The organism is Tropicimonas omnivorans (assembly GCF_031846565.1).
Lineage (GTDB): Bacteria > Pseudomonadota > Alphaproteobacteria > Rhodobacterales > Rhodobacteraceae > Tropicimonas_B > Tropicimonas_B omnivorans.
On record NZ_JAVRHL010000003.1, the window covers coordinates 884,437 to 908,003 of the forward strand.

Below are 23,567 nucleotides of genomic sequence, written 5' to 3' on the forward strand. Positions count from 1 at the left end.
CGACTGAGAACCGGGAGGGTCCCCTATTCGGCGGGAGTGATCGACTTGTCGAAGAGCCTGCTCTGGATCCTCACCAGCGCCGCCGAGAGCGCCGCGCTTTCGCGGGAGGACGTCCGCTCCGGCGGGTAGCTCGCATCCCCGTCGGCAATCTTGCCGGCAACGCGGGACAGCTCCTCGATGGGCCGCAGGAAGTGCACCGTGTAGAACACCGTGGCGCAGCCGAGCGCGACGAAGAGCGCGGCGATGGACCAGCTGATCTTGCGCATGAACGCGGCGAGGCTCGCCTGCCCCTGCAGCGCGGGCACGCGGACGACGAGGTCCCATCCGAAATGGGGCAGTTCGCCCTGAAGCATGCTCGGAAACACCCCGAGGACATGGGCCGGCTGATCGTTCTGTGCGGGGATGAAGCGGGTCAGGTCGTGGCCGATCTCGGACAGCGCCATGACATCCGGGTCGAGCGGGCCCTGGATCTGCTCGTCGAGTTCCAGGACCATCCGGCCCTCCTCGTCCCGGACCGCGATATCGAGGCCGAGTTCGCGCGCCGCATCGGACATGTAGGCCGTCAGCCAGTCGATCCGCAGGCTGTAGACCACGACGCCGATGCTCCGGCCCATCTGGTCGAGCACGGGGGCGGACATGTTGATGAGGCCGTCGCTGTCGTCACCGAGCGCCTCGCGGCGATAGACCGAGCTGACGCTGCCGCCCGCGCGGCCTTCGCGGAACCACCGCTCCTGGCTGGCATCGGATCCCACCTCGATGCCGCCGGTGCCGGCGACGATGCGCCCGTCTGCGGCGACGATTCCGGTCCAGGCGATGGCCGAGCTCGCGCGCGGAACGGCATCTGCGAAGTTCTGCATGCCTTTCTGGTTGCTCATGTCGACCTGCGCCGCGACGGCTTCGAGGCTGCGCCATTCGCGTTCCATGGTCTTGGAGACGGCCAGTTGCAGGGCGCGTCCGGCGCGCGTCACGCCTTCGGACTGCACGTTGCGCTCGAAGGCATTCACATGCGACCGGATCGGGAGCGTGACCACGAGGATCGCCAGCAGGAACGCCGCGATCGCCGAGCCGATCAGGGTAGTGGAGAGCTTGGGAAACTGGCTGAAGTTCATGGCACTGCTGATCCGCTGCGTGAGATTTATTGAGGCGAGTGCGATCTCCGCCCCACCTCCATAGGACGTTAACTATGATTGAGGCGGATTTGGGGCCGTGCCGGTCACAGTGACGATCAATGAACCTTGATGACACTCGACAGCCGGATATCGAAGCAGGCTCAGGTTCGTCGGGAACAGATGGGGCGCGAAGAGTGAACGGGGAAACCCAGTGGAAAACCGTCAGCGCCCGCCGGGCTGCCGCGTCCCGGTGATCGCGCTCGAACGCCGTTTTGTACAGGTGGTACCCGAGGTCGGATTCGAACCGACACGCCGCGAGGCGGGGGATTTTGAATCCCCTGCGTCTACCATTCCGCCACTCGGGCCTGCTGTTTGGTACCTAACCGAGCCGCGCGGGCGACGCCAGCCTCAACCCGCCAGCCAGCGCGGCAACCACAGGGAGATGGCCGGAAGTGCGCCGAGAATCGCAATCCGTACGACATCGGACAGGATGAAGGGCAGCACTCCGGCCCAGATCCGGCGCACGTCGATCCCGGGCGCCGCCGCCGACAGGATGAAGAGGTTCAGCCCGACCGGCGGCGTGATCAATCCCACCTCCACCGCCATCAGCGCAAGGATGCCGAACCAGATCGCGGCCTCACCGGGCTGGAGCCCGAAATCCAGCGCCTCGATCACCGGCAGGAAGACCGGCACCGTGAGGAGGATCATCGACAGGCTGTCCATGACGCAGCCGAAGATGAGGTAGGCCAGCAGCATCGCCGCAAGGACCACGACGGGCGCTATTCCGGCCGCCTCCACCCACCCCGCCAGCGCCTGCGGGGCCTGCGTCAGGGCGAGGAACCCCTTGAAGAGTTCGGCCCCGAGGAGGATCGCGAAGATCATCGCCGTCGTCCGGGCCGTTTCGAGGATGGCTTCAACGAGACCGGTGAGGTTCAGCCGTCCGGTCAGGGCGCCATGAAGGACGGTCGCCATCGCGCCGAAAGCGGCCGCCTCGTTTGGCGTGAAAAGAGCCTGGAGACCGGCACTCTGCCAGTCGAGATCGAGGAGCATGCCGCCCATGGTCAGCCCGAAGATCGCGAGGACCGGCCATGCCTGCGACAGACCTGCGAGCCGCGCCTTGAGCGGCGCGCGCGCTCCGGCTGGTCCTGCCTCCGGCGCGATGCGGACGTAGAGTGTGATGACGAGGGCATATCCGGCCGCCGCGAGAAGCCCGGGCAGAAGGGCCGCCGCGAACAGGGTCACGATGTTGGCCTCGGCCATGATGGCGTAGATCACGAGGATCACGGACGGCGGAATGAGGATGCCCAGCGTTCCACCCGCCGCCACGGTCCCGGCCGCCAGCGCGTCCGAATACCCCCGCGCGCGCATCTCGGGCAGCGCGACCTGCGCCATGGTCGATGCGGTGGCGAGCGAGGAGCCGCAGATCGCCCCGAAACCGGCCGAGGCGCCGATCCCGGCAAGCGCCATTCCGCCCCGGCGATGCCCGGCCCAGTCCCCGGCGACGCCGAAGAGCGCCGCGGAGAGGCCCGTCTGCGTGGCCACCTGCCCCATCAACAGGAACAGCGGGACGATGACGAGCGAGGGGGTCGAGAAGATATCGAACGGCAGCGTCTTCAACTGGCTCATCGGCCCCGCCGCACTGCCGAGGATCGCCCATGTTCCCGCGATTCCGGCACCGCCGATGGCGACGGCCACGGGGATACGCACCAAAATCGCGGCGATCACGCCGGCAAAGACGAGGGCTGCGAGCGCAGGCCCGGTCATGACATCGCCTCGGCAAGCGACACCCAGGCCGCCCGCACAGCCGCGACGAAGGTCATGATCGCGCCCGCCAGAGCCGCCGCGAGCAGCGCCCAGACCGGCAGGCCCAGATCGAAGGTCGTCTCGGTATAATACGGCCGCGCGGCGAGCCCGAGCGCGGCCCGCAGCGCCTCGGAGCCGTAGGGGAGCTTTTCGCCGAAGCCGAGCCAGAGCTGGCGGAGAATGACGAAGGCCGCGAGGGCCAGTGAAAGATCGCCGAGCGTGCCCAGGCCTTCCCGGAGGCGCGCCGGAAGCCGGGAGGCCGCGATATCCACCCTCACATGGGCGCGGGATAGCGTGGCCCAGGGCAGGACCCAGAAGACCGCGATGCCGCACCCGTTCGCCATCAGCTCGTAATCCCCGCGCACCGGCCCGAGCCCGAGGCCCGTCAGCGCGCGGCCGATCACCGAGACGCAGACCATGGCGGACAGGCCGAGAAGTCCGATCCCCGCAAGGACGGCCATGCCGCGCGCGGCCCGCTCGATCAGGACGCCGATCCCCCTCAACGCGCACCCTCCCGCGGCGGGTCTGAAGTGCTGCGCCCTCTAGCCGGTCGGCGCCGCGGGGACAATGCCGGGACATCGCAGCCGGACCGCCCCCTGCCGCCTTGCGTCCAAGTCTCAGCCTCAGCCTCAGCCTTGACCGCGGCTGCGGCGCGCGTCATGTCCACCGGACACTCCGCCCAGAGGAACGCCGCCCGTGCTCGCTCGCCTCTACAACTGGACGATGGCTCTTTCCGCCGGGCCTCGGGCGCTCTGGGCGCTGGCCGCCGTGGCCTTTGCCGAAAGCTCCGTCTTTCCGATTCCGCCCGACATCCTGATGATCCCGATGATCCTGGCACAGCGCCGCCGGGCCTTCCTGATCGCGACCGTCGCGACGATCGCGTCGGTTCTTGGCGGCCTCGCGGGCTACGTCATCGGTGCCTTCTTCTACGATCAGGTCGGGCAACCCGTGCTCGAAGCGCTCGGCAAGGCGCACAGCATGGAAGAGTTCAACACGCGCTTCAACGGCCTCGGCTTCTGGGCGGTCCTGGTGGCGGGACTGACGCCCTTTCCCTTCAAGGTCATCACGATCATGTCCGGCTGGACGGGGATGCCGCTCGGCACCTTTCTGGTCACCTCCATCGTGGCGCGGGGCCTGCGGTTCTACATCGTCTCGGCGCTTCTCTGGCGCTTCGGGGAGCCGATCCGGCACTTCATCGAGCGCCGGCTCGCCCTCGTCTTCACCCTCTTCGTCGCCGCCCTGATCGGTGGATTTCTCGCAGTGAGGTTCCTGTGACCCGCACCACGCTCGTTCTGCTCGCCACGCTCGGCTCCGCTGCGCTTCTCCTCGGCGCCTTCGCCTTTCAGCACATCGGCGGCTATGCACCGTGCAAGATGTGCCTCTGGCAGCGCTGGCCGCATGCGGCGGCCATCGCGATCGGCGTCGCTGCGCTGGCCCTCGGGAGCCGGGCCCTGGCCTGGTTCGGAGCACTCGCCGCAGCCATCACCGCCGGTATCGGCATCTACCATTCGGGCGTTGAATGGGGGCTCTGGCCGGGGCCGACGTCCTGCACGGGCGGTGGCGCCGGTCTCTCCGGTCTCGGCGGCGCGGATCTTCTGTCCACCGATGCGCCGACGGGCGTCGTGATGTGCGATCAGGTCGTCTGGTCGCTTCTGGGCCTGTCCATGGCCGGCTGGAATGCGCTTCTCTCCCTCGTCCTGGTGGTGCTCTGGCTCTCCGCGGCGCTCAAGCGCGAGGGCTGACGCTCACACCTCCACGAGCGTCCTTGCATTCTTCAGATGCCGTTCGGCGAGGCGCCGAGCGCGGCGGCCGGGCAGCGTCGTGCGTGCGGCCGGGGGCGTGCGCGTGCAGAGGCCCGGAAAGATCGCAGCGATCTCCCGCCGGGCGGCGGGACAAAGCGTCTCGAGGGCCATCGGCCCCGGAAGCAGGGATTCCGCCCGCGCGCCTTCGGCGAAGATGATCTGGTGCGCGTCGAACATCAGGTGGTGATACGTCACTCCGTCCGGCAGCTCCGCGACGGAGACCGCTGCGATTCCCGGCAAGCCCACGAGATGCTTCGCGGCGACGAGCGCCTCGCCTCCCGTCATGCGGCGGGAGATCCGAGAATCCACGAGGATGCGGTGCTGTGGCGAGACGACCAGGTCCTTCCGGGGCGTGCCCCCGCCAAGCGCGCCGGCCGCGATGCGAATGGGCGCAAGAGCGGGATTGGCATCGAGCGCGCGTGCATCCAGATGCCGCTCACCGCGCCAGACCACGCGCTCTGGCCCGGCATCCGCGGTGATCACCAGATCGCCGACCGCAATATCCTCGACGCCGCACTCTCCCCCCTCGCAGGCGATCCGGGTGCCGCCGGCGAAGCAGATGAAGAGCTGGCTGTAGGGAATGCTCGGACTGTTATCGAGCACCGAGATGATCCGGTAATCCTTGCCCGGCTCCAGCTGCGCGGTGGAGGCGAGGCCGTCAGCGTCATTGTCGAGCCCGAGTTCGTAGACGTAGATCTCGATATCCTGCGAGGCATCCACCGCATCAACGGGGCGAATGAGATAGGAATACTCGGGCGTGATCCGCTCTCCGGCATCCGCGATCTGTCCGTCCTGCTCCAGATCTGACACGAGATCCTGGGAGCCATCGCCATCCTCGAACCAGGTGTCCCCGTCCTCGACTTCGATCAGGTCCGGCCGTGCACCCTCGTTCAGGCGGATCACGACGCCAAGGGACGTGGCATGCGTGTCCGAGGAGAACGGATCGACCCCCGAGACAAGGGTCATGTCGGCGATATCGTATCCGGCAACCAGATGGCGCATGTCGTCCCTCTCCAAACCAGCCCGGCCGCAACGCTAGAAGAAGATCCTTGCCAAACCGTTGCTTTTGGACGTCCCGCCCGTGCCGCGCCGTTTACTCGCCTCGGGTCTTCCCTCTAAAGTTCGGCGCAATTGCAGGCGGTCCGCCCGCCGCCCACCACATTCGATCAGGGAGACATTTCGATGACGGATCGTGTTGAGAAGACCGGTTTGCAGGTCGCCACCGAGCTTGCAGTCTTCATCGAGGAGCAGGCGCTTCCGGGGACCGGCGTCGAGCCGGATCAGTTCTGGGCGGGCCTGTCCGGTCTCGTGAAGGCGTTCGGCCCGACGACACGAGCCCTCCTCGAACGGCGGGACGAGCTGCAGGAAACCATCGACGCGTGGCATGTCGAGCGTCGGGGCCAGCCGCACGATGCCGCTGCCTACCGCGCCTTCCTCGAAGAGATCGGTTACCTTCTGCCGGAACCAGACGGGGTCGAGGTCGACACCAGCCGCGTCGATCCGGAGATCGCCTCCGTCGCCGGTCCGCAGCTCGTCGTGCCGGCCACCAACGCTCGGTACGTGCTCAATGCCGCGAATGCCCGGTGGGGCTCGCTCTACGATGCGCTCTACGGCACCGACGCGCTTGGCTCGGAGGCTCCGAAGGGGGAGTACGACCCTGAGCGCGGCCGTCAGGTCGTCGCCTGGGCGAAGGCGCATCTCGATGCCGTGGTTCCGCTCACGAAGGGAAGCTGGTCGGACGTTCAGGCGCTGGCGCCCTCGGGCGGGAAACTCATGGTCATCGGCTCGATGGGCTCCACGACGCTCAAGGACGAGCGCCAGTTCGCGGGCTTCAATCGCGGCCCGGACAACAACGTCTCGGACGTGTTCCTGCGGGCGAACGGGCTGCATCTCGTTCTCTTCCTCGACCGCACGCATCCCATCGGCAAGACCGATCCCGCCGGCCTCGCCGATATCGTCTTCGAGGCCGCGGTGAGCACGATCGTCGACCTGGAGGATTCGGTTGCCTGTGTCGATGCGGCGGACAAGATCCTGGCCTACGGCAACTGGCTCGGCCTGATGAAAGGTGACCTCACGGCCGAGATCACCAAGGGCGGCGAGACGTTCACCCGCGAGTTGAACGACGATATCGGCTTCATTGGCCCGGACGGGCAACCGCGCCTCCTCAAGGGCCGCTCGCTCATGCTGGTGCGCAATGTTGGCCACCTGATGACCACCCCGGCGGTCCTCGACGAAGACGGTGCCGAGATCTCGGAGGGTCTTCTCGACGCCCTCGTCTCCACCCTCTGTGCGATCCATGACTTCAAGCGGGAGGGCGGTCCCTTCAACTCCCCGGCGGGCTCCATCTACGTGGTGAAGCCGAAGATGCACGGGCCGGAGGAGGTCGCGCTGACCTGCCGGATCTTCGATGCGGTGGAGCGGACGCTCGGGCTGCCGGCAAGGATGGTGAAGATCGGGATCATGGACGAGGAGCGCCGGACATCCGCCAACCTCGCCGCCTGCATCGAGGCCGCGTCGGACCGGATCGCCTTCGTCAACACGGGCTTCCTCGACCGCACCGGGGACGAGATCCATACCGCGATGGAAGCGGGGCCGATGAAGCGCAAGGCGGAGATGAAATCGGCGGAGTGGCTTGCTGCCTATGAAAGCCGCAACGTGGACATCGCCATCGCCTGCGGTCTGAAGGGGCGGGCGCAGATCGGCAAGGGCATGTGGGCGATGCCCGACAAAATGCACGCCATGCTGGAGGCCAAGATCGCTCATCCGCAGGCCGGGGCGACCTGCGCCTGGGTCCCCTCGCCCACCGCGGCCATCCTTCATGCCACCCATTACCACAAGGTCGACGTCTTCAAGCGGCTCTACGAGATCGCCGAGGAGACCGGCGGCGGGACCCGAGAAGGGCTGGACGCCCTCCTGACGATCCCGCTTCTGGAGACCGAACTGTCGGCGGAGGAGATCGCCTCCGAGACCGACCTGAACGCGCAGGGGATCCTCGGCTACGTGGTGCGATGGGTCGATCAGGGGATCGGCTGCTCCACCGTGCCGGACCTCGAGGGCGTGGGGCTGATGGAGGACCGGGCGACCTGCCGGATTTCATCGCAGGCGCTTGCGAACTGGATCCACCACGACCTGACCGATGCGCAGACCGTCATGGGAGCACTCCGCCGCATGGCACAGATGGTGGACGAGCAGAATGCCGGCGATCCGGCCTATTCGCCGATGTCACCGGAGTTCGACGGCCTCGCCTTCCAGGCCGCCTGCGACCTTGTCTTCAAGGGTCGCATCGCACCGTCCGGCTACACCGAGCCCGCGCTCCACGAGCGGCGGCTCCAGGTGAAGGCGAAGGGCGCCGCGTAAGCGGGAGGGTGCGCGCGACCTGACCTCGCGGTCAGGCCGGCGCGAGACAACCGAGCAAGAGGGGTGGCGAGAGGGGCGGCCGGAGCCGCCCCCTCCGGCGCCCTACTCCGCCGCTTCCTGCCCGGCCGTCTCGACATGGGCGACGCGGCCGCCTGCCTTGCTGGAGGTCACCACGCCGAGCGACTTGAGCTTGCGGTGAAGAGCGCTTCGCTCCATGCCGACGAAGGTCGCGGTGCGGGAGATGTTGCCGCCGAAGCGGTTGATCTGCGTCAGCAGGTACTCCCGCTCGAAAAGTTCGCGCGCCTCGCGCAGAGGCAGCGTCGCCAGCGCGCCCGACAGCACCACGCGGTCCTCCTCGTTGTCGCCGGTATCGCCGCCTTCGAGCTCCCGCGGGCCGATCGCCTCGCCGGTCTCGCCGAGGATCAGCGCCCTTTCGATCAGGTTCTTGAGCTGGCGGACGTTGCCCGGCAGGTGCATCGTCTGGAGAAGCGCGACGGCCTCGTCCGAGAGCTCCCGCAGCGGCAGGCTCTGGGTCTGGTTGAGCTGCTGGATGAAGTAGCTCGCAAGCTCGGGAATATCCTCCCGGCGCTCGTCGAGGCCCGGCACACGGATCGGGACCACGTTCAGCCGATGATAGAGTTCCTGCCGGAAACGGCCGGCCGAGATCTCGTTCGCAAGATCACGGTTGGTCGAGGAAATCACCCGCATGTCCACGCGAACGTTGTCCGTGCCGCCGACGCGCTGGAATTGCTGGTCGACGAGAACGCGGAGGATCTTGGACTGGGTGCCCGGTGGCATGTCCGCCACCTCGTCGAAGTAGAGGATGCCGCCATGGGCCCGCTCCAGAAGGCCCGGCTCGATCCCCCGCTCGGGGCTTTCGCGGCCGAAGAGGACCTCCTCCATCCGCTCGGGCTCCACCGAGGCGGAGGGGACGGTGACGAACGGGCCGTCGGCGCGCGCCGAATTCTGGTGGATGAAGCGCGCGGCGATTTCCTTGCCGGACCCGGCCGGCCCCGTCAGCATCACCCGACCGTTGGAGCGCGTCACCTTCTCGAGCTGGGATTTCAGCGTCTTGAAGGCATAGCTTGCACCGATCATCTCCGCGGCGACCACCTCCCGGCGGCGAAGCTGGGTATTCTCCCGGCGCAGGCGCGAGGTTTCCATCGCCCGGCGGATCACGACCATGAGCTGATCGATATGGAACGGCTTCTCGATGAAGTCGTAGGCACCCTGCTTGATGGCGGCGACGGCGATCTCGATGTTCCCGTGGCCCGAGATGATCACGACGGGGATGTCCGGGTTGTCCCGTTTCACGGTCTTGAGGATGTCGATCCCGTCCATCCGGCTGTCCTTCAGCCAGATATCGAGGATCATCAGCGCGGGCGGCTCGGCGTTGATCGAGGACATGCACTCGTCCGCATTCGCCGCGAGCCGGACCGAAAAGCCCTCGTCCTTCAGGATGTCGCCGACAAGCTCGCGGATGTCGCGCTCGTCGTCAGTGATCAGAATGTCGCCCATGATCCCTTGCTCCCTCTCATTTTTCTTTATTCTGCTGCCTGCTCGAACTGCACCGCGCGGGGCAGGACGATGACTGCCATCGCCCCGGCGCGGTCGGTTCCACCGAACGGCGGGGCGTCTTCGAGATCGAAGCTCCCGCCATGTTCCTCGATGATCTTCTTCACGATGGGCAGGCCGAGGCCGGTGCCCGTCTCGCGGGTCGTCACGTAGGGCTCGAAAAGCCGCGCGCGGTCTTCCGGGAGCCCAATGCCGTTATCCATGATGCGGATCGTCGCCGTCCGCGCTCCGGTCTCGCAGGAGACGCGGATCTCGGGGGAGAAGTCCTCGGGCGCGCCCGCCTCGCGCAGGCTCTCGATGGCCTCGCCGGCATTCTTGATGAGGTTCGTCAGCGCCTGCCCGATCATCGTCTCGTCGACATCCACCGGGATCGGCTCCGAGGGAATGTCGGCGGAAAGGGCTTCGTCGAGCTGCTGGGACTGGAGCGTCACCGCGTCGCGCAGGAGCACGACGAGGTCCGTGCGCCGCCGATCCGGCTCGGGCATCCGGGCGAATTTGGAGAATTCGTCCACGATGCGGCGCAGATCGCCGGTCTGGCGGATGATGACGCCCGTCAACTGCTCCAGGCTCTCGGCCTCCTCGGGGTCGAGCCGGGAGGAAAACTTGCGCCGGACGCGCTCCGCCGACAGCTGGATCGGCGTCAGGGGGTTCTTGATCTCGTGGGCGATGCGACGTGCGACATCCCCCCAGGCGGCCATGCGCTGTGCCGAGACGAGCTCGGTCACGTCATCGAAGGCCACGACGTAGCCCTCGAGGTCACCGTCTTCGGAGCGTCGCTCGGCCATCCGGACGAGCAGGTTCTCCAGCTTGCCGTTCCGCGACAGCCGGATCTCCTCCTGGGCAACGCCCCGCTCCCCCGACCTCAGGCGCGTCAGAAGACCGGCGAATTCAGGCACGGTCTGGCCGATCGCGTCGTGATGATCCTGCCCCTCCTCAATCTCCAGAAGCCTGAGCGCGGAGCGGTTCATGAAGTCCACCCGGCCCTCCGCATCGAGGCCGATCACCCCCGCGGTGACCGAGGACAGGACGCTGTCGAAAAGCCGGCGGCGGCGTTCGATCTGCGCGTTGGTGGACAGCAGCGCATCCCGCTGTCCCTTCAGCTGCCGGGTCATCTGGTTGAAGACGCGTCCCAGCATGGCGATCTCGTCCTCGCCGTCCGCCTCCACCACGCGCACGTTCAGATCGCCGTCGCCCACGCGCTGCGCGGCGCCCGCAAGACGGCCCACCGGCTTCGACAGACGCTCGGCGAAGATCAGGCCGAGCCAGATCGCCGCGAGGATCAGGATCAGCGCGAAGCCGAGATACAGGAGACCGAACTCGAAGAGGAGCCGCCCCCGCTCGCTTTCAAGCTGGTTGTAGAGCCGAACGGATTCCTGCGTGTCGTCCAGCAGGGCAAGGATCTCGCCATCCACCTCGCGGCTGACATAGAGGAACCGGTCGGCGAAGGCCGTCAGCTGGATCAGGGCGCGGAACTCGTTGGCGTCCCAATCCTCGATGATCGCGGGATCACCGCCGGCGGCCTGCGCGATTGCCTCCTCGCTCGGGCGTTCGTAATCGAAGAGATAGGATCGCTCGCCCCGCGCCCGGATCTCGCCGTCCGAGTCGATGACATAGGCTTCCCGAAGGCCGCGCTGCACCTGTGCCTGCCCTTGGGTCAGAAGCTGGCGTATCTCGCCGTCCGACAGGGCAAAGCGCGCCGAGCGGGCGACGTTGAGGTACCCGGCGAGCACCGCGGCATCCTGCGTCAGGTCCCGCCGGTGCTCGTCCTCGTAGGCCTCCGCTGCGGACAACGATGCACCGACGACGTTGCGAACCCGGTCCGAGAACCAGCCTTCGAGACCGACATTGATCGTCAGGACGGCGAAGACGGCGACAAGGACCGTGGGGATGAGCGCGATCAGGGCGAAGACACCGGTCAATCGCAGGTGCAGCCGGGATCCGGCCGACTTTGCCCTGCGCTCCGCGACCATGCGGGCGACCCTGCCAAGGACCAGCGTGGCAACGGCGAGGATGTAGACGAGGTCGATCAGGAGGACGACCCGGAGCCAGGGCGACGTCGCGCCCTGCCGCAATGGCCCGAGGACCCAGAACGTCCCGATGACGAGGACGGGACCGAGCACGACCAGCCCGAGGGCAGACCCCGTGCGGATGGCGCGCGTCCGTCGCAGGCGCGCGACTCTTTCCCAGCTCAGACGCTGTTTGTGGCTTGCCAAGAGACAGCCTCGCTCTTCCTCGTGTCGAGCGGGGCCGCCCCTTCTGAACGGGAGCGTGGCCGTCGCGCGACGTTCCGCCAAAATCCGTGATCGTTAGGGGGCCTTGGCCCCGATGTCACGGCTCTGTTGCAGCTTTACATCAATTTGCGGCGGCGTGTCACGCGAATATCGAGGTCCGTGATCTTCTTTCTCAAGGTATTGCGGTTGATGCCGAGAAGGTCGGCGCATTTGGCCTGATTCCCGCCAGTGGCATCGAGAGCGATCTCGATGAGCGGCACCTCGACCTCCTTCAGGATGCGCTGGTAGAGGCCCGGAGGCGGCAGGACGCCGCCGTGAAGGTCGAAATACCGCCGAAGATGCTTGGCAACGGAGGCGGAGAGCTTCTCCCCTGACCCGCCGCCCATGAGGGGTTCGATCTCGGGTTGGTTGCCAAGGACCTGCTCCACCTCCGTCCGGCCGATCTCCTCCTCGGGGGAGGTCACCACGAGACGACGGATGATGTTCTCGAGCTGGCGCACGTTGCCCGGCCAGGAATAGGCGCGGATCAGGTCCATGACCGGTTCGGCGAAGCGGCGCGTCGGCGCGCCGTCCCGTTCCGCTCGGGCTAGGAAATGCTCGGCCAGGAGCGGAATGTCGTCCACCCGCTCGCGCAGGGCGGGCACGGCGATGGTGACGCCGCCGAGGCGATAGAAGAGGTCCTGCCGGAACGCCCCCCGCTCCATGCGCTCGGTCAGATCCGACTGGCTCGTCGCCATGATCCGTGGCGCGGAATCGCCGAGGGCATCGAGCAGGCGCACGAGGCGCCCCTGGGTGTCCAGGTCGAGATCGGCCACCTCGTCGAACAGGATCGACCCCGCCCGCGCCTTGGCGACGATGCCCGAGGGGCCGTCGACGCCGGCGAGGTCCGATGCGCTGGCCACGACGAACGGCATCGACCGGCGGTCGGAGAAATCGTGGATCGCCCGCGCGATGAGGGACTTGCCGGTGCCGCTTTCGCCGGTGATCAGGGTCGCGAGATCCGTGTTCATCACCCGCGCGACGAGCCTGTAGAGCGCCTGCATGGCCGGCGTCCGGCCCACCAGCGGCAGGTCCGTCGCCGCCGCCTCCGGCCGCTCGACCGTGCCTCGCGCGCTACGGGTCTGGCCGGCATGGCGCTTCACCTCGAGCGCCTTCGCCGCGCGCTTCATCAGGTCAGGCAGGTCGAAGGGCTTCGGCAGGTAGTCGTAGGCTTCCGCCTCCGCCGCCTGAATCGCCGTCATGATGGTGTTCTGTGCCGAGATCACGATCACCGGAAGCCCCGGCCGCTCGGAGCCGATCCGGGGCAGCATCTCCAGCCCGTTCCCGTCCGGCATGACGACATCCGAGATCACGAGATCGCCCTTGCCCTCCTCGACCCAGCGCATCAGCGTCACGAGGCTGGACGTGGCATGGACCTTGCAGCCGGCGCGGGTCAGCGCCTGGGTGAGCACGGTCCTGATCGTGCGGTCGTCATCGGCGACGAGGATCGTTCCGTCCATTCGGTCAGGTCTCCTGGTTGGCGTCCGGGGCCCCGCCCTCCGGGGCGACGGGCAGCGAGATGCGGAAGGCGGTGCGGCCGGGAGCGCTCTCGACGCTGATCCAGCCGCGATGTTCGGTGACGATCTTGGAAACGAGCGCGAGGCCGAGGCCGGTCCCGTTCTCCCGTCCCGAGATGAACGGCTCGAAGATCTCGTCGGCGATCTCTGGCGGCAGGCCCGGCCCGTCATCGACGATCTCGACCTGCAGGGGCACCGCGAGGGCGACGCCGTCCGCGCCGCGCACCCTGAGGCTCGGCTCGTAGAACGTCCGCAAGCGGATCGTGCCGGTCCCCTGCCCGCTGCGCTGGACCGCCTCGGCGGCGTTCTTCAGAAGGTTGAGGAAGACCTGCAGCAGCTGATCGCCATCGGCCAGCGTCGGCGGCAGCGAGGGGTCGTAATCGTCGTGGATCTGCATGTGCGCGGCGAAGCCGACGCTGGCCGAGCGGCGGGCGCGGTCCAGCAAATCGTGCAGGTTCACCGGTTTGGTGAGCGGCGGACGCAGGTTTCCGAACTGCTCCACCTGCTCGAGGAGCTGCACCACGCGGCGGGTCTCCGCGACGATGAGGTCGGTCAGCTCCAGGTCCTCGCCCTCGAGGGACATCGACAGAAGTTGCGCGGCCCCCGAGATGCCCGCGAGCGGGTTCTTGATCTCGTGCGCCAGCATCTCGGCCATGCCGATGGCAGAGCGTGCGGCAGCGCCCGGCGCGCGGCCGAGGCGGCCCGCGATCTGGCGCGGCGCGATGACGACGAGCAGGATCTCGGGGTGGTCCGTGAGCGGCGCGATCTGAAGATTGCAGGCCACGCTCGCGCGCTCGTGCGTCCCAACGTCCGAATCGTTGATGAAGACCGGCGAGCGGTTCAGCCGGACCCGCGTCAGCGCGCCTTCGATCGGCGCATCGACGATGAGGCAATCGTGCACGGACCGGCCCTTGAGCGAGCGCAGGGAGGCATTCAGGAAGGCCTCCGCCTCGGGATTGAGCGCGTCGATCCGGTCCTCGGCGTCCAGAAGGAGAGCTGGCACTGGCAGCGACGCCCAGATCTCGCCCGTGAGCCGATGCCCCTCGTCGCTCATGCGGCTTTCCTCCGGGCCGGGGTGAAGGCGCGGGATATCTGCGACAGGACGGCAGCGGGATCTGTCTCGGTCATGAGAGCGCCGCGAAGGCCGGCGGGATCGCCGGCAGCCTCGAGATACCACCCGAGGTGCTTCCGCGCGACGCGCACGGCGAGCCCCGGCCCGTAGAACGACAGCATCTCTTCGTAGTGCTCGCGGACAAGGGCGGCGAGCTCGCCCGCTTCGGGCGCCGGACGCGGAACCCGGCCGCCGAGCGCGTCGGCGATCTGTCCCGGAAGCCAGGGCCTGCCCTGCGCGCCCCGTCCGATCATGACGCCGTCCGCACCCGACTGGGCCAGCGCGTCGCGGGCATCGCCGAGCGAACAGATGTCTCCGTTTGCGATGAGGGGCACGTCCGCCGGCAGCGCCTCGCGGACCGGCCTGATTGCGGCCCAATCGGCCCGGCCCTTGTAGAACTGGCAGCGCGTACGGCCGTGGACGGTGATGCGGGAGACGCCGAGCGCGGCGGCCCCGGCCGCGAGCTCCGGCGCCGTCAGGCTCTCCTCGTTCCAGCCGAGCCGCATCTTGAGGGTCACGGGAACTGTGACCGCCACGATCACGGCCTCGATCAGCCGCAGGGCATTCGGCACGTCGCGCATGAGGGCCGATCCCGACGCGCCATCGCCGGCCGTCGCCGTGACCTTCTTCGCCGGGCAGCCCATGTTGATGTCTATCACGCGGGCGCCCATGTCCTCGGCGATCCGGGCCGCCTCGGCCATCCAGTGCGCCTCGGCGCCCGCGATCTGTACCGCCGTTCCCGGCATGTCCGCGCCGAGCGCCTTGTCCCGCGTGCCGCGCCGCGCCGTCACCATCTCCCGGCTCGCGACCATTTCCGACACGACGAGGTCGGCGCCGAAGCGCATGGCAAGCCGGCGGAAGGGCCGGTCGGTGATCCCGGCCATCGGCGCGAGGGCGACGAGCGGGCGCTCCGCCCCGCCTCCTGTGATTTGTGCTTGGCGATGCGTCAAACGCTCAATCCTTGTGCGTGCGGTCTCTTATCCCGCGGTCCGGCGCGGACGGAAGCCTGACGCATGGCCATCAGCCTCCCGGTTTCTCATATGCCCGTTTTTTAAGCGCGTTGGGAGGGCAAAGGCTTCCGCGTTGCTCTGCTTCGAGCTCGCGGCTAATGAGGATTGCCATGATGATGCGTCCCGCGACACCCTCAGACCGCCCCCGGATCCGCCCGTGACCGATGTCGCGAGACGCGTGACGGACGCGATCCTCGTTGCCGGCGGCAAGGGGACCCGCATGGGCGGCCAGAACAAGGTGTACCGCCTGCTGGCCGGCCAGCCTGTCCTCGGCCGCTCCGCCGCCGCGTTCCTGTCCCATCCCGGCATCCGGCGCGTCGTCGCCGTCGTCGCCGCCGATGACGCGGAGGCCGCGCGGGCGATCCTGCCCGAGGAGGTGACGATCGCGACGGGCGGCGCAAGCCGTGCGGCCTCTGTCCGGGCGGGGCTCGCCGCGCTTTCGGATGCGCCGCCGGACCGTGTCATGATCCACGATGCCGCCCGCCCGCTGATCGACCGGGAGACCATCGCCCGCGTGAGCGAGGCCCTGGATGCCCACGACGGAGCGGCGCCTGCGATCGCGGTGACCGACGCCCTCTGGCGGAGCGCCACGGACCGCATCGAGGGCGCAGTGCCGCGGGAGGGCCTTTACCGCGCTCAGACGCCGCAGGGCTTTCGGTACGAGGCCATCGCGGCGGCCCATGCCGGGTGGGACGCGCCGGGCGATCCGGCCGACGACGTCACCGTGGCCCTTGCGGCGGGGCTGGACGTCGTCATGGTTCCGGGCGAGGAGCGGAACCTGAAACTGACCCTCGCCGCCGACATGAGGCGCGCGGAGGCTATGACCCGGGAAGGCACGCCGATGGATATCCGCATGGGCAACGGCTACGACGTCCACCGTTTCGGACCGGGGGACGCCGTGATCCTCTGCGGCATCCGCATCCCCCATGGCCGCGGCCTGTCCGGCCACTCGGACGCCGATGTCGGGATGCACGCGCTCACCGATGCGATTCTCGGCGCCCTCGCCGAGGGCGATATCGGGCGCCACTTTCCCCCGTCGGATCCGCAGTGGAAGGGCGCCGACAGCGAGATCTTCCTTTCGCGCGCCGCCGACATCGCCTCCGGTCGCGGCTTCCGTCTTTCGAACGCCGATGTCACACTCATCTGCGAGGAGCCGAAGATCGGCCCCCACGCGGCCGCCATGTCGGCGCGTCTGGCAGGGATCCTCGGCACGACGCCGGACCGGATCTCGGTCAAGGCGACGACGTCGGAGCGGCTCGGTTTCACCGGTCGCGGCGAGGGTATCGCGGCCATCGCCACGGCAACCCTCGTCTCGGAGACGTCATGACCCGCTTCATCGCCTCCTTCGCCTATTCGGGACTGATCTCCCCGGCGAACGGAACCTGGGGCAGCGCCGCCGCGCTCCTCGTGGGCTACCTGCTGCACGGTCTCGGTGGCTTTCCCCTGCTCCTCGTCGCTGCCATCGCGCTCTTTTGGGTCGGGCTCTGGGCCGCGCGGGCGGAGACCCGCTCCGGCGATCACGACCCGTCCTGGATCGTCGTGGACGAAGCGGTGGGCATGTGGATCGCGCTCCTGCCCCTGTCCGGCGGCCTCTGGTTTGCCGGGGCGGATCCCTGGCTCTTTCCCTGGCCGGGCTGGGTGGGCGCCTTCGCGATGTTCCGCCTTTTCGACATCTGGAAGCCCTGGCTCGTCGGGAGGGCCGACCGGATGGGAACCCCGGAGGGGCTGATGCTCGATGACGTTGCGGCGGGGATCATGGCGGCAATTGTCGTCGCGCTTGCCGCGGCCATCTCCCACGGCGTGCTGATGTCATGAGCCCGGCGGAGCAACTCCTCGAGGCGGCCCGCGCGCAGAGCGCGAGGATCGCCGTCGCCGAAAGCTGCACGGGCGGCCTTCTCGGCGGGGCGATCACCGCTCCGGCCGGGGCCTCCGGCATCCTCGATCGCGGCTACATCACCTATTCCAACGTCTCGAAGGTCACGGTGCTGGGCGTTTCGGAGCAGACTCTGCTCGCGCACGGGGCCGTGTCGGAGGAGGTCGCGCGGGAGATGGCGACCGGAACGCTCCGCCGGTCCGAAGCGGACATCGCCATCTCGGTGACCGGGATCGCAGGGCCCGGTGGCTCGCAGCACAAGCCCGAGGGCCGGGTCTGCTTCGGCCTCGCCCGGATCGGAGAGAGCACGCTGGGCCAGACGGTCGAGTTCGGCGCGATCGGCCGGGAGGCGGTGCGCCTGGCGGCCGTGGATCACGCCCTGGCCATGCTCATCCGCGTCCTGACGGACTGAGCTTCAGACGCTCCCCTTCGGCCCGTAGAGCTCGGCCGCCCGACGCTCGAAGGCGCGCACGATCCGCTGCATCGCATCGTTGAAGAACATCCCCGCTGCGCCTTGCAAGAGCCTGTTCTTAAACTCGAAATCGACGTAGAACTGGATCTCGCAGCCCCCGTCCACATCCACGAACCCCCACTTGGAGATCATGTGATGGAAGGGACCGTCGAGATACTCGGTGTTGATGCGCCCGTCCTCCTGCCAGAGCGTGACGCGGGAGCCGAACTTCTCGCGGAAGACCTTGAAGGAGATCACGAGATCCGCCTCCATGATCTCCGCCGTGCCCTCGTGGCGGCGAGAGCGGATTCGCGCCGCCGCTGTCCAGGGCAGGAATTCGGGGTACCGCTCGACATCCGCCACAAGGTCGAACATCTGCTGAGCGGTATATGGAACGGTGCGGGTCTCGGAATGCGTGGTCATGGCGCCGGTGCGTTGGTGGACTGTACCGGTTGATGTCGTATGGTGCGGGCGCAGATCAAGGACAAAAGCCGTGACAGACCGCCCATACGTCATCGATACGATGATCAGTGCCAAGACAGTGGCCGCCCGAATCGAGCACCTCGCCCGCGAAATCGAGACCGCGTTCAGGGGGACGGACCAGCTCGTCGTCGTCGGTCTGCTGCGCGGCAGCTTCGTCTTCATTGCCGACCTCGTGCGTGAACTTCACGACATGCCGGTGGAGGTCGACTTCCTCGAAGCGTCCTCCTACGGCTCAGGAATGACGTCGAGCCGCGAGGTGCGGATCCTGAAGGATCTTCGCGGACAGATCGGCGGACGGGACGTCCTCGTGGTCGAGGACATCGTCGATACGGGGCACACCCTGACCCACGTGACCTCGCTCCTCAAGAGCCGCTCCCCCCGGCGGCTCGAGACCATCGCGCTTCTCGACAAGCCTTCCCGCCGCGAAGTGCCGTTCAAGGCGTCGTGGACTGGCTTCGAGATCCCGGACGAGTTCGTCGTCGGCTACGGGATCGATTTCGCGCAGCGCAACCGCAACCTGCCCTTCATCGGCTCGGTCCGCTTCACGGACGAGACCTGATGCTGAACCCGCGGCACCTCCTGCGGGCCAAGCGGTTGGTGCAGAACCCGCCGTCCTGGGGCAGGTTCCTGCTGATTCTCAGCATCATCGCGGCCTGTCTCGCCCTCTTCGGGCTGGAGCATTTCGGCCTCCTGCCCGACTGGATGCAGGCTGACCGTATCGGACGGGGCGGCGGAATGCGGGTTCAGTGAGGATCGTGCGGGCCTGCGTGCCCCGTCCTCGCCGAGGGTCGGGCGCTGCCGGGCCTCGCCGTCACGATGCGGGCCGACAGTCCCTCAGAAGTCCCGCTCCTTGTACGCCTTGAGCGCAGCCTCACGGCCCTCTTTCGCACCGACGATGGGCTCTTCGGGATATTCATCGGCCGGGGACATCGTCCAGCGCCGGGGAATCGCCTCGAAGTAGTCGAGCGCGGTCTCGGGCGGATCCTCCTGTCCCTCGGCGATGAAGGCGCGGCGATAGGCGCCGTCCCGGTCGAACTTCTCGATCTGCGTTTCGGGATTGAAAACGCGGAAATAGGGCGTCGCGTCCGGTCCCGATCCGGCCGCCCATTGCCAGCCCATCGAGTTGTTGGCGATGTCCCAGTCGATCAGGCAGTCCTCAAACCATTTCATCCCGATCTTCCAGTGGCACATCAGGTGTTTCGTCAGGTAGCTCGCGACGATCATCCGTCCGCGGTTGTGCATCGTTCCGGTGACGAACATTTCCCGCATCGCGGCATCGACGAAGGGCATTCCCGTCCGCCCCTGCTTCCAGGCCTTTACCTCGGCGCTCCGTTCGTCCTCGTTCCAGGGAAAGGCGTCCCACTCCTCGCGCCAGTTGCCGGAGACGAGACGCGGCGTGTGGTAGAGCAGGTGATAGGCGAAGTCGCGCCAGACGAGTTCGCCGAGGAACGTTTCGGCGCCATCCTTGCCGTCCTCCCGCGCCCTCTGCGCGGCCTCCCAGCAGGCACGGATGCCGATCTCCCCATAGGTGAGATTCTCGCTGAGGCGGGACGTGCCGTCCTCGCCCGGCAGATCGCGCGATGCGTCGTAGCCCTCGATGATATTCGAGATGAAGGTGCCGAGGCGCTGCTGCGCCTTCTGCTCGCCCACGCGGGCATGTTTCGCGACCACGGCGGCGCCACGATCCATCGCGGCGCCCATGTCCCAGTCACCCAGCCGGTCGCTGTCGGGCCAGTGCTTCGGCGCCGCAAGTTCGCTCGGGGCGGAAGATGCCGTGCCCGGATCGCGATCCTTCACCGCGCGCCAGAACGGTGTGTAGACCTTGTAGTACCCGCCCTGCTTGGTTTCCACGGTCCACGGTTCGAAGAGAAGATGTCCGGCATGGCTCACCGCCTCGATGCCGTCACCCTTGAGATCCGACTTCACCGCCTCGTCGCGCTCGCGGGCGTCGGGATCGTAGAGGCGGGACCAGTGCACGGCGCCTGCCCCCGTCTCCTCCGCAAGCCCGCGCAGGATCGGCAGGGCGTTTCCGCGACGAAGGATCAGGCGGCTGCCCTTCGCCTCGAGCGCCTCCGAAAAGACGCGCAGCGCTTCCCCGAGCCGCCATTTCGGCGCGGCGCCGAGACCGTCGACGCTCGGATCGCAGATGAAGACCGGTATGACGGGACGGCCCGTCGATGCAACCTTGGACAGGCCGGGGTGATCGGACAGGCGCAGGTCCCGGCGAAACCAGAAGAGGATCGGGCTGCTCGTATCGCCGTCACTCATTCCGACAGGTCGACCACGACCCGGCCATGGGTCTTGTTCTGAAGCATGTCGCGCCCGATCTGCGGCACCTCCTCGAGGGTCGCCATGCGGATCGTCTGCTCCAGGAGCTCGGATGGCATGTCGCGGGCGAGCCGGTCCCAGGCCGTCACGCGCTTCGCGTAAGGTGCGGTCACGCTGTCGATGCCGAGGAGGTTCACGCCGCGCAGCAGGAAGGGAACCACCGTCGTTTCCAGCTTCGAGCCGCCGGCAAGGCCAACCGCGGCGACCGAGCCGCCATGCTTCATCTGCGACAGGACGCGGGCAAGCATCGTGCCGCCTACCGCGTCGACGCATCCCGCCCAGCGTTCGCTTTCGAGCGGCTTGCCGCCTTCGGACAGCTCCGACCGCGGAACGATGCTGCGGGCGCCGAGGGATCGCAGGTACTCCTCCTGCTCGGGCCGGCCGGTCACCGCCGCGACATGGTAGCCGAGGCGCGACAGGATCGCCGTCGCGACGGAGCCGACGCCGCCCGACGCGCCGGTCACGAGGACCTCGCCCCGATCCGGCGTGAGCCCGTGCTCTTCCAAAGCCATGATCGCCAGCATGGCCGTGAAGCCGGCCGTTCCAAGCGCCATCGCCGCACGCGCGTCCAGTCCGTCCGGCGCCGGGACGAGCCAGTCGGCCTTTACGCGCGCCTTTTCGGCGTAGCCGCCCCAATGGATTTCGCCGACGCGCCATCCGGTGAGGATCACGCGGTCTCCCGGAGCGTAGCGCTCATCGGAGGAGGTCTCGACGGTGCCGGCAAAATCGATGCCGGGCACATGCGGGTACGTTTTCACGAGCCCGCCCTGCCCCGCGAGCACGAGCGCGTCCTTGTAGTTCACGGTGGAATATTCGACCGCCACCGTCACGTCGCCGTCCGGCAGGCTGTCTTCGGCCGTCTCGCGGATTTCGGAGGAAACGTCGCCGCCATCGGGCTTGTCGAGAATGAGGGCTTTCATGGGATCTCCCTGTCCGTATCATCTTGCGCGGCAGAGGGCCGCTTCCCGCATGGAGGATAGGTCGGTCGTGCCCCGTGTCGCCCCCCCGCGGCGGTTGTCTCCGCCTTCACCGGCCTACGATGATTAGCGGAGCCACCCGAGGGGCGCGCCTGCAGGCCACGCGACGGGACACGTGGTATCGTCCGCAGGTCCACGCAAACGCGCGCTTCCGGCCGCGACTCGCGCGCCCAGATCTGCGGCAGCGTCGCGAGTGGCCCGGCCGAGCCTCTTACTTCAGCGCGCGCAGCCGCGCGACCAGCATGCGGGTCGATTCATCCTTGTCCGTACCGGCGTCCTGACCGGTCAGAACCGGCTCCAGCGATTTCGCAAGCTCCTTGCCGAGTTCGACGCCCCACTGATCGAAGCTGTTGATCCCGAGAATCACCCCCTCGACGAACACGCGATGCTCGTAGAGCGCGACGATCTGACCGAGGATTTCGGGGGTGAGCTGGGGATAGACCAGCATGGTGGAGGGGCGGTTTCCCGGGAAGACACGGTGGGCGGCCTGACGCTCCAGCTCGTCTCCCTCGAGGCCCTTCCCCCGCATGATCTCGCGCGCCTCGTCCATGGAGCGCCCCCGCATCAGCGCTTCGGCCTGCGCGAGGCAATTGGCGACGAGGAGCGTGTGCTGGTGCTCCAGCTCGTCCTCGAACCCGCGGGCCCCGACCATGAATTCGCACGGCACGACGCCGGTGCCCTGGTGGATGAGCTGGTAGAAAGCGTGCTGACCATTCGTGCCGGGCTCACCCCAGACGACGGGCCCGGACACCTCGTCCAGCGCGCTGCCGTCCATACGGACGCGCTTGCCGTTGCTCTCCATTTCGAGCTGCTGCAGATAGGCCGGAAGTCGCGCGAGGCGCTGCTCGTAGGGCAGGACCGCGCGCGTGGGATAGCCGCAGACCTGGTGGTTCCAGATGCCGACGAGGGCGAGGAGAACCGGCATGTTCTCCTTCATCTCGGCAGAGCGGAAATGCAGGTCCATCGCCTGCCCGCCGCGCAGGAAGGCACGGAACGCGTCCGGCCCGATGGCGATCATCAGCGACAGGCCGATCGGCCCCCACATCGAGTAGCGCCCGCCGACCCAGTCTTCGAAGCCGAAGACGCGGGAGGGATCGATGCCGAACTCCGCTGTCTTGTCCTTCGCCGAAGAGAGCGCCGCGAACTGGAATGCGGGATCGGAGACCACCTCGCCCATCCAGTCGCGCGCGGTCTCGGCGTTGGTCATGGTCTCGGCGGTGGTGAAGGTCTTGGAGGCGACGATGACAAGGGTCGTCTGCGGGTCGAGCCCCTGAAGCGCAGTTGCGATATCCGCGCCGTCCACGTTGGAGACGAAGTGGCACCGCGGGCCGTCATGGTAGGGCGCTAGCGCCAGCGTCGCCATGGCGGGACCCAGGTCCGAGCCGCCGATGCCGATATTGACCACGTCCGTGATCCGGCCGCCCTGCCCCTCGAACCGTCCCTCGCGGACCTCCTCGGCAAAGTCCGACATGCGGGAGAGCGTCTCCAGAACGCCGGGCATCACGTCCTTGCCGTCCACCTCGACCGCATCGCCGTCCATGTTGCGCAGAGCGGTATGCAGGACGGCGCGCCCTTCGGTCTCGTTGATCGCCTTGCCGGCGAACATCTCGTCCCGGCGCCGGGCCACGCCGGCGGTTTCGGCCAGCTGCCGCAGCAGCCACTGGGCCTCGGTGTCGATGCTCGTCTTGGAATAGTCGAACAGCAGATCCCCTGTTTCGACCGAAAAGCGGTGCGCGCGGTCCGGCGTCTCGAACAGGCTTGCGATTGTGCGGCCTTCGGTTTTGGCGCGGTGCGCCTTCAACTTGTCCAGCATGGTTACGGATCGGCTCCCTCAGGTCGTGGCGCCTGCAAGAGGGGTCCCTTGCCGCGGGCGGCGCCTTTGAAGTTCACGTATAGCGGGC

21 protein-coding genes and 1 tRNA gene are annotated in these 23,567 nt (G+C 67.8%); 8 read left to right on the top strand and 14 right to left on the bottom strand.

The features are described from left to right. Positions 1 to 23 precede the first annotated feature (23 nt). From RM543_RS14825 to RM543_RS14840, 4 genes are all read right to left on the bottom strand, one after another. Complete coding sequence (locus tag RM543_RS14825; RefSeq protein ID WP_311692979.1) at positions 24 to 1,109, bottom strand: HAMP domain-containing protein; 1,086 nt, start codon at positions 1,107 to 1,109, stop codon at positions 24 to 26. Positions 1,110 to 1,390: 281 nt separating this feature from the next. Further along, a tRNA-Leu gene (locus tag RM543_RS14830) sits at positions 1,391 to 1,474 on the bottom strand. 43 nt (positions 1,475 to 1,517) lie between these two features. After that, positions 1,518 to 2,873 (bottom strand): TRAP transporter large permease, encoded by a 1,356-nt coding sequence (locus RM543_RS14835; RefSeq protein ID WP_311692981.1) that lies wholly within the window; start codon positions 2,871 to 2,873, stop codon positions 1,518 to 1,520. After that, entirely contained in the window at positions 2,870 to 3,415 is a 546-nt protein-coding gene (locus RM543_RS14840; RefSeq protein WP_311692983.1) for a TRAP transporter small permease, read from the bottom strand. Before RM543_RS14840 ends, RM543_RS14835 begins: the two co-directional genes overlap by 4 nt. Positions 3,416 to 3,608: 193 nt before the next feature. Here RM543_RS14840 and RM543_RS14845 point away from each other — a divergent pair, with 193 nt between their 5' ends. Both RM543_RS14845 and RM543_RS14850 read left to right on the top strand, forming a co-directional pair. After that, positions 3,609 to 4,187: a YqaA family protein gene (locus tag RM543_RS14845; protein ID WP_116082033.1), complete on the top strand. Its 579-nt coding sequence runs from the start codon at positions 3,609 to 3,611 to the stop codon at positions 4,185 to 4,187. Beyond that, complete coding sequence (locus RM543_RS14850) at positions 4,184 to 4,654, top strand: disulfide bond formation protein B (RefSeq protein ID WP_311692986.1); 471 nt, start codon at positions 4,184 to 4,186, stop codon at positions 4,652 to 4,654. Before RM543_RS14845 ends, RM543_RS14850 begins: the two co-directional genes overlap by 4 nt. 3 nt (positions 4,655 to 4,657) lie before the next feature. Here the strand turns inward: RM543_RS14850 and RM543_RS14855 are convergent, their stop codons facing one another. Continuing rightward, on the bottom strand, positions 4,658 to 5,716 hold the full coding sequence (locus RM543_RS14855; RefSeq protein ID WP_311692988.1) for a Hint domain-containing protein: 1,059 nt from the start codon (positions 5,714 to 5,716) through the stop codon (positions 4,658 to 4,660). A gap of 180 nt (positions 5,717 to 5,896) precedes the next feature. Between RM543_RS14855 and RM543_RS14860 the strand changes: the two genes are divergently transcribed. Beyond that, positions 5,897 to 8,071 (top strand): malate synthase G, encoded by a 2,175-nt coding sequence (locus tag RM543_RS14860; RefSeq protein ID WP_311692990.1) that lies wholly within the window; start codon positions 5,897 to 5,899, stop codon positions 8,069 to 8,071. Between the two features lie 102 nt (positions 8,072 to 8,173). Here the strand turns inward: RM543_RS14860 and ntrX are convergent, their stop codons facing one another. The 5 genes from ntrX to dusB form a co-directional block, all read right to left on the bottom strand. Beyond that, entirely contained in the window at positions 8,174 to 9,589 is a 1,416-nt protein-coding gene (gene ntrX / locus RM543_RS14865) for a nitrogen assimilation response regulator NtrX (protein WP_311692992.1), read from the bottom strand. 26 nt (positions 9,590 to 9,615) lie between these two features. Then, positions 9,616 to 11,859 (bottom strand): sensor histidine kinase NtrY-like, encoded by a 2,244-nt coding sequence (locus tag RM543_RS14870; protein WP_311692994.1) that lies wholly within the window; start codon positions 11,857 to 11,859, stop codon positions 9,616 to 9,618. Between the two features lie 134 nt (positions 11,860 to 11,993). Then, positions 11,994 to 13,376, bottom strand: a complete 1,383-nt coding sequence (locus RM543_RS14875; RefSeq protein ID WP_311692996.1) for a response regulator — start codon at positions 13,374 to 13,376, stop codon at positions 11,994 to 11,996. Between the two features lie 4 nt (positions 13,377 to 13,380). Beyond that, positions 13,381 to 14,487 (bottom strand): two-component system sensor histidine kinase NtrB, encoded by a 1,107-nt coding sequence (locus RM543_RS14880; protein ID WP_311692998.1) that lies wholly within the window; start codon positions 14,485 to 14,487, stop codon positions 13,381 to 13,383. Beyond that, complete coding sequence (gene dusB / locus RM543_RS14885) at positions 14,484 to 15,428, bottom strand: tRNA dihydrouridine synthase DusB (protein WP_311693378.1); 945 nt, start codon at positions 15,426 to 15,428, stop codon at positions 14,484 to 14,486. The genes RM543_RS14880 and dusB overlap by 4 nt, the downstream gene beginning before the upstream one ends. A gap of 283 nt (positions 15,429 to 15,711) precedes the next feature. Here dusB and RM543_RS14890 point away from each other — a divergent pair, with 283 nt between their 5' ends. The 3 genes from RM543_RS14890 to RM543_RS14900 are packed head-to-tail and all read left to right on the top strand — an operon-like array spanning position 15,712 to position 17,839. Further along, on the top strand, positions 15,712 to 16,881 hold the full coding sequence (locus tag RM543_RS14890; RefSeq protein ID WP_311693000.1) for a bifunctional 2-C-methyl-D-erythritol 4-phosphate cytidylyltransferase/2-C-methyl-D-erythritol 2,4-cyclodiphosphate synthase: 1,170 nt from the start codon (positions 15,712 to 15,714) through the stop codon (positions 16,879 to 16,881). Then, on the top strand, positions 16,878 to 17,369 hold the full coding sequence (locus RM543_RS14895) for a phosphatidylglycerophosphatase A family protein (protein WP_311693002.1): 492 nt from the start codon (positions 16,878 to 16,880) through the stop codon (positions 17,367 to 17,369). Before RM543_RS14890 ends, RM543_RS14895 begins: the two co-directional genes overlap by 4 nt. After that, positions 17,366 to 17,839, top strand: coding sequence for a CinA family protein (locus RM543_RS14900; RefSeq protein ID WP_311693004.1), 474 nt, complete (start codon positions 17,366 to 17,368; stop codon positions 17,837 to 17,839). Before RM543_RS14895 ends, RM543_RS14900 begins: the two co-directional genes overlap by 4 nt. A 3-nt stretch (positions 17,840 to 17,842) precedes the next feature. Here RM543_RS14900 and RM543_RS14905 read toward each other — a convergent pair whose 3' ends face one another. Continuing rightward, positions 17,843 to 18,301, bottom strand: coding sequence for a type II toxin-antitoxin system RatA family toxin (locus RM543_RS14905; RefSeq protein ID WP_311693006.1), 459 nt, complete (start codon positions 18,299 to 18,301; stop codon positions 17,843 to 17,845). A gap of 70 nt (positions 18,302 to 18,371) precedes the next feature. On the opposite strand from RM543_RS14905, the gene hpt reads away from it, so the two are divergent. Then, positions 18,372 to 18,920: a hypoxanthine phosphoribosyltransferase gene (hpt, locus tag RM543_RS14910; protein WP_311693008.1), complete on the top strand. Its 549-nt coding sequence runs from the start codon at positions 18,372 to 18,374 to the stop codon at positions 18,918 to 18,920. After that, positions 18,920 to 19,111 (top strand): hypothetical protein, encoded by a 192-nt coding sequence (locus RM543_RS14915; RefSeq protein WP_311693010.1) that lies wholly within the window; start codon positions 18,920 to 18,922, stop codon positions 19,109 to 19,111. The genes hpt and RM543_RS14915 overlap by 1 nt, the downstream gene beginning before the upstream one ends. Before the next feature lie 84 nt (positions 19,112 to 19,195). Here RM543_RS14915 and RM543_RS14920 read toward each other — a convergent pair whose 3' ends face one another. The 3 genes from RM543_RS14920 to pgi form a co-directional block, all read right to left on the bottom strand. Then, entirely contained in the window at positions 19,196 to 20,629 is a 1,434-nt protein-coding gene (locus tag RM543_RS14920) for a cryptochrome/photolyase family protein (RefSeq protein WP_311693012.1), read from the bottom strand. Then, on the bottom strand, positions 20,626 to 21,609 hold the full coding sequence (locus RM543_RS14925; protein ID WP_311693013.1) for an MDR family oxidoreductase: 984 nt from the start codon (positions 21,607 to 21,609) through the stop codon (positions 20,626 to 20,628). The genes RM543_RS14920 and RM543_RS14925 overlap by 4 nt, the downstream gene beginning before the upstream one ends. Positions 21,610 to 21,877: 268 nt before the next feature. Then, on the bottom strand, positions 21,878 to 23,479 hold the full coding sequence (gene pgi / locus RM543_RS14930; RefSeq protein WP_311693015.1) for a glucose-6-phosphate isomerase: 1,602 nt from the start codon (positions 23,477 to 23,479) through the stop codon (positions 21,878 to 21,880). Positions 23,480 to 23,567: the final 88 nt, after the last annotated feature.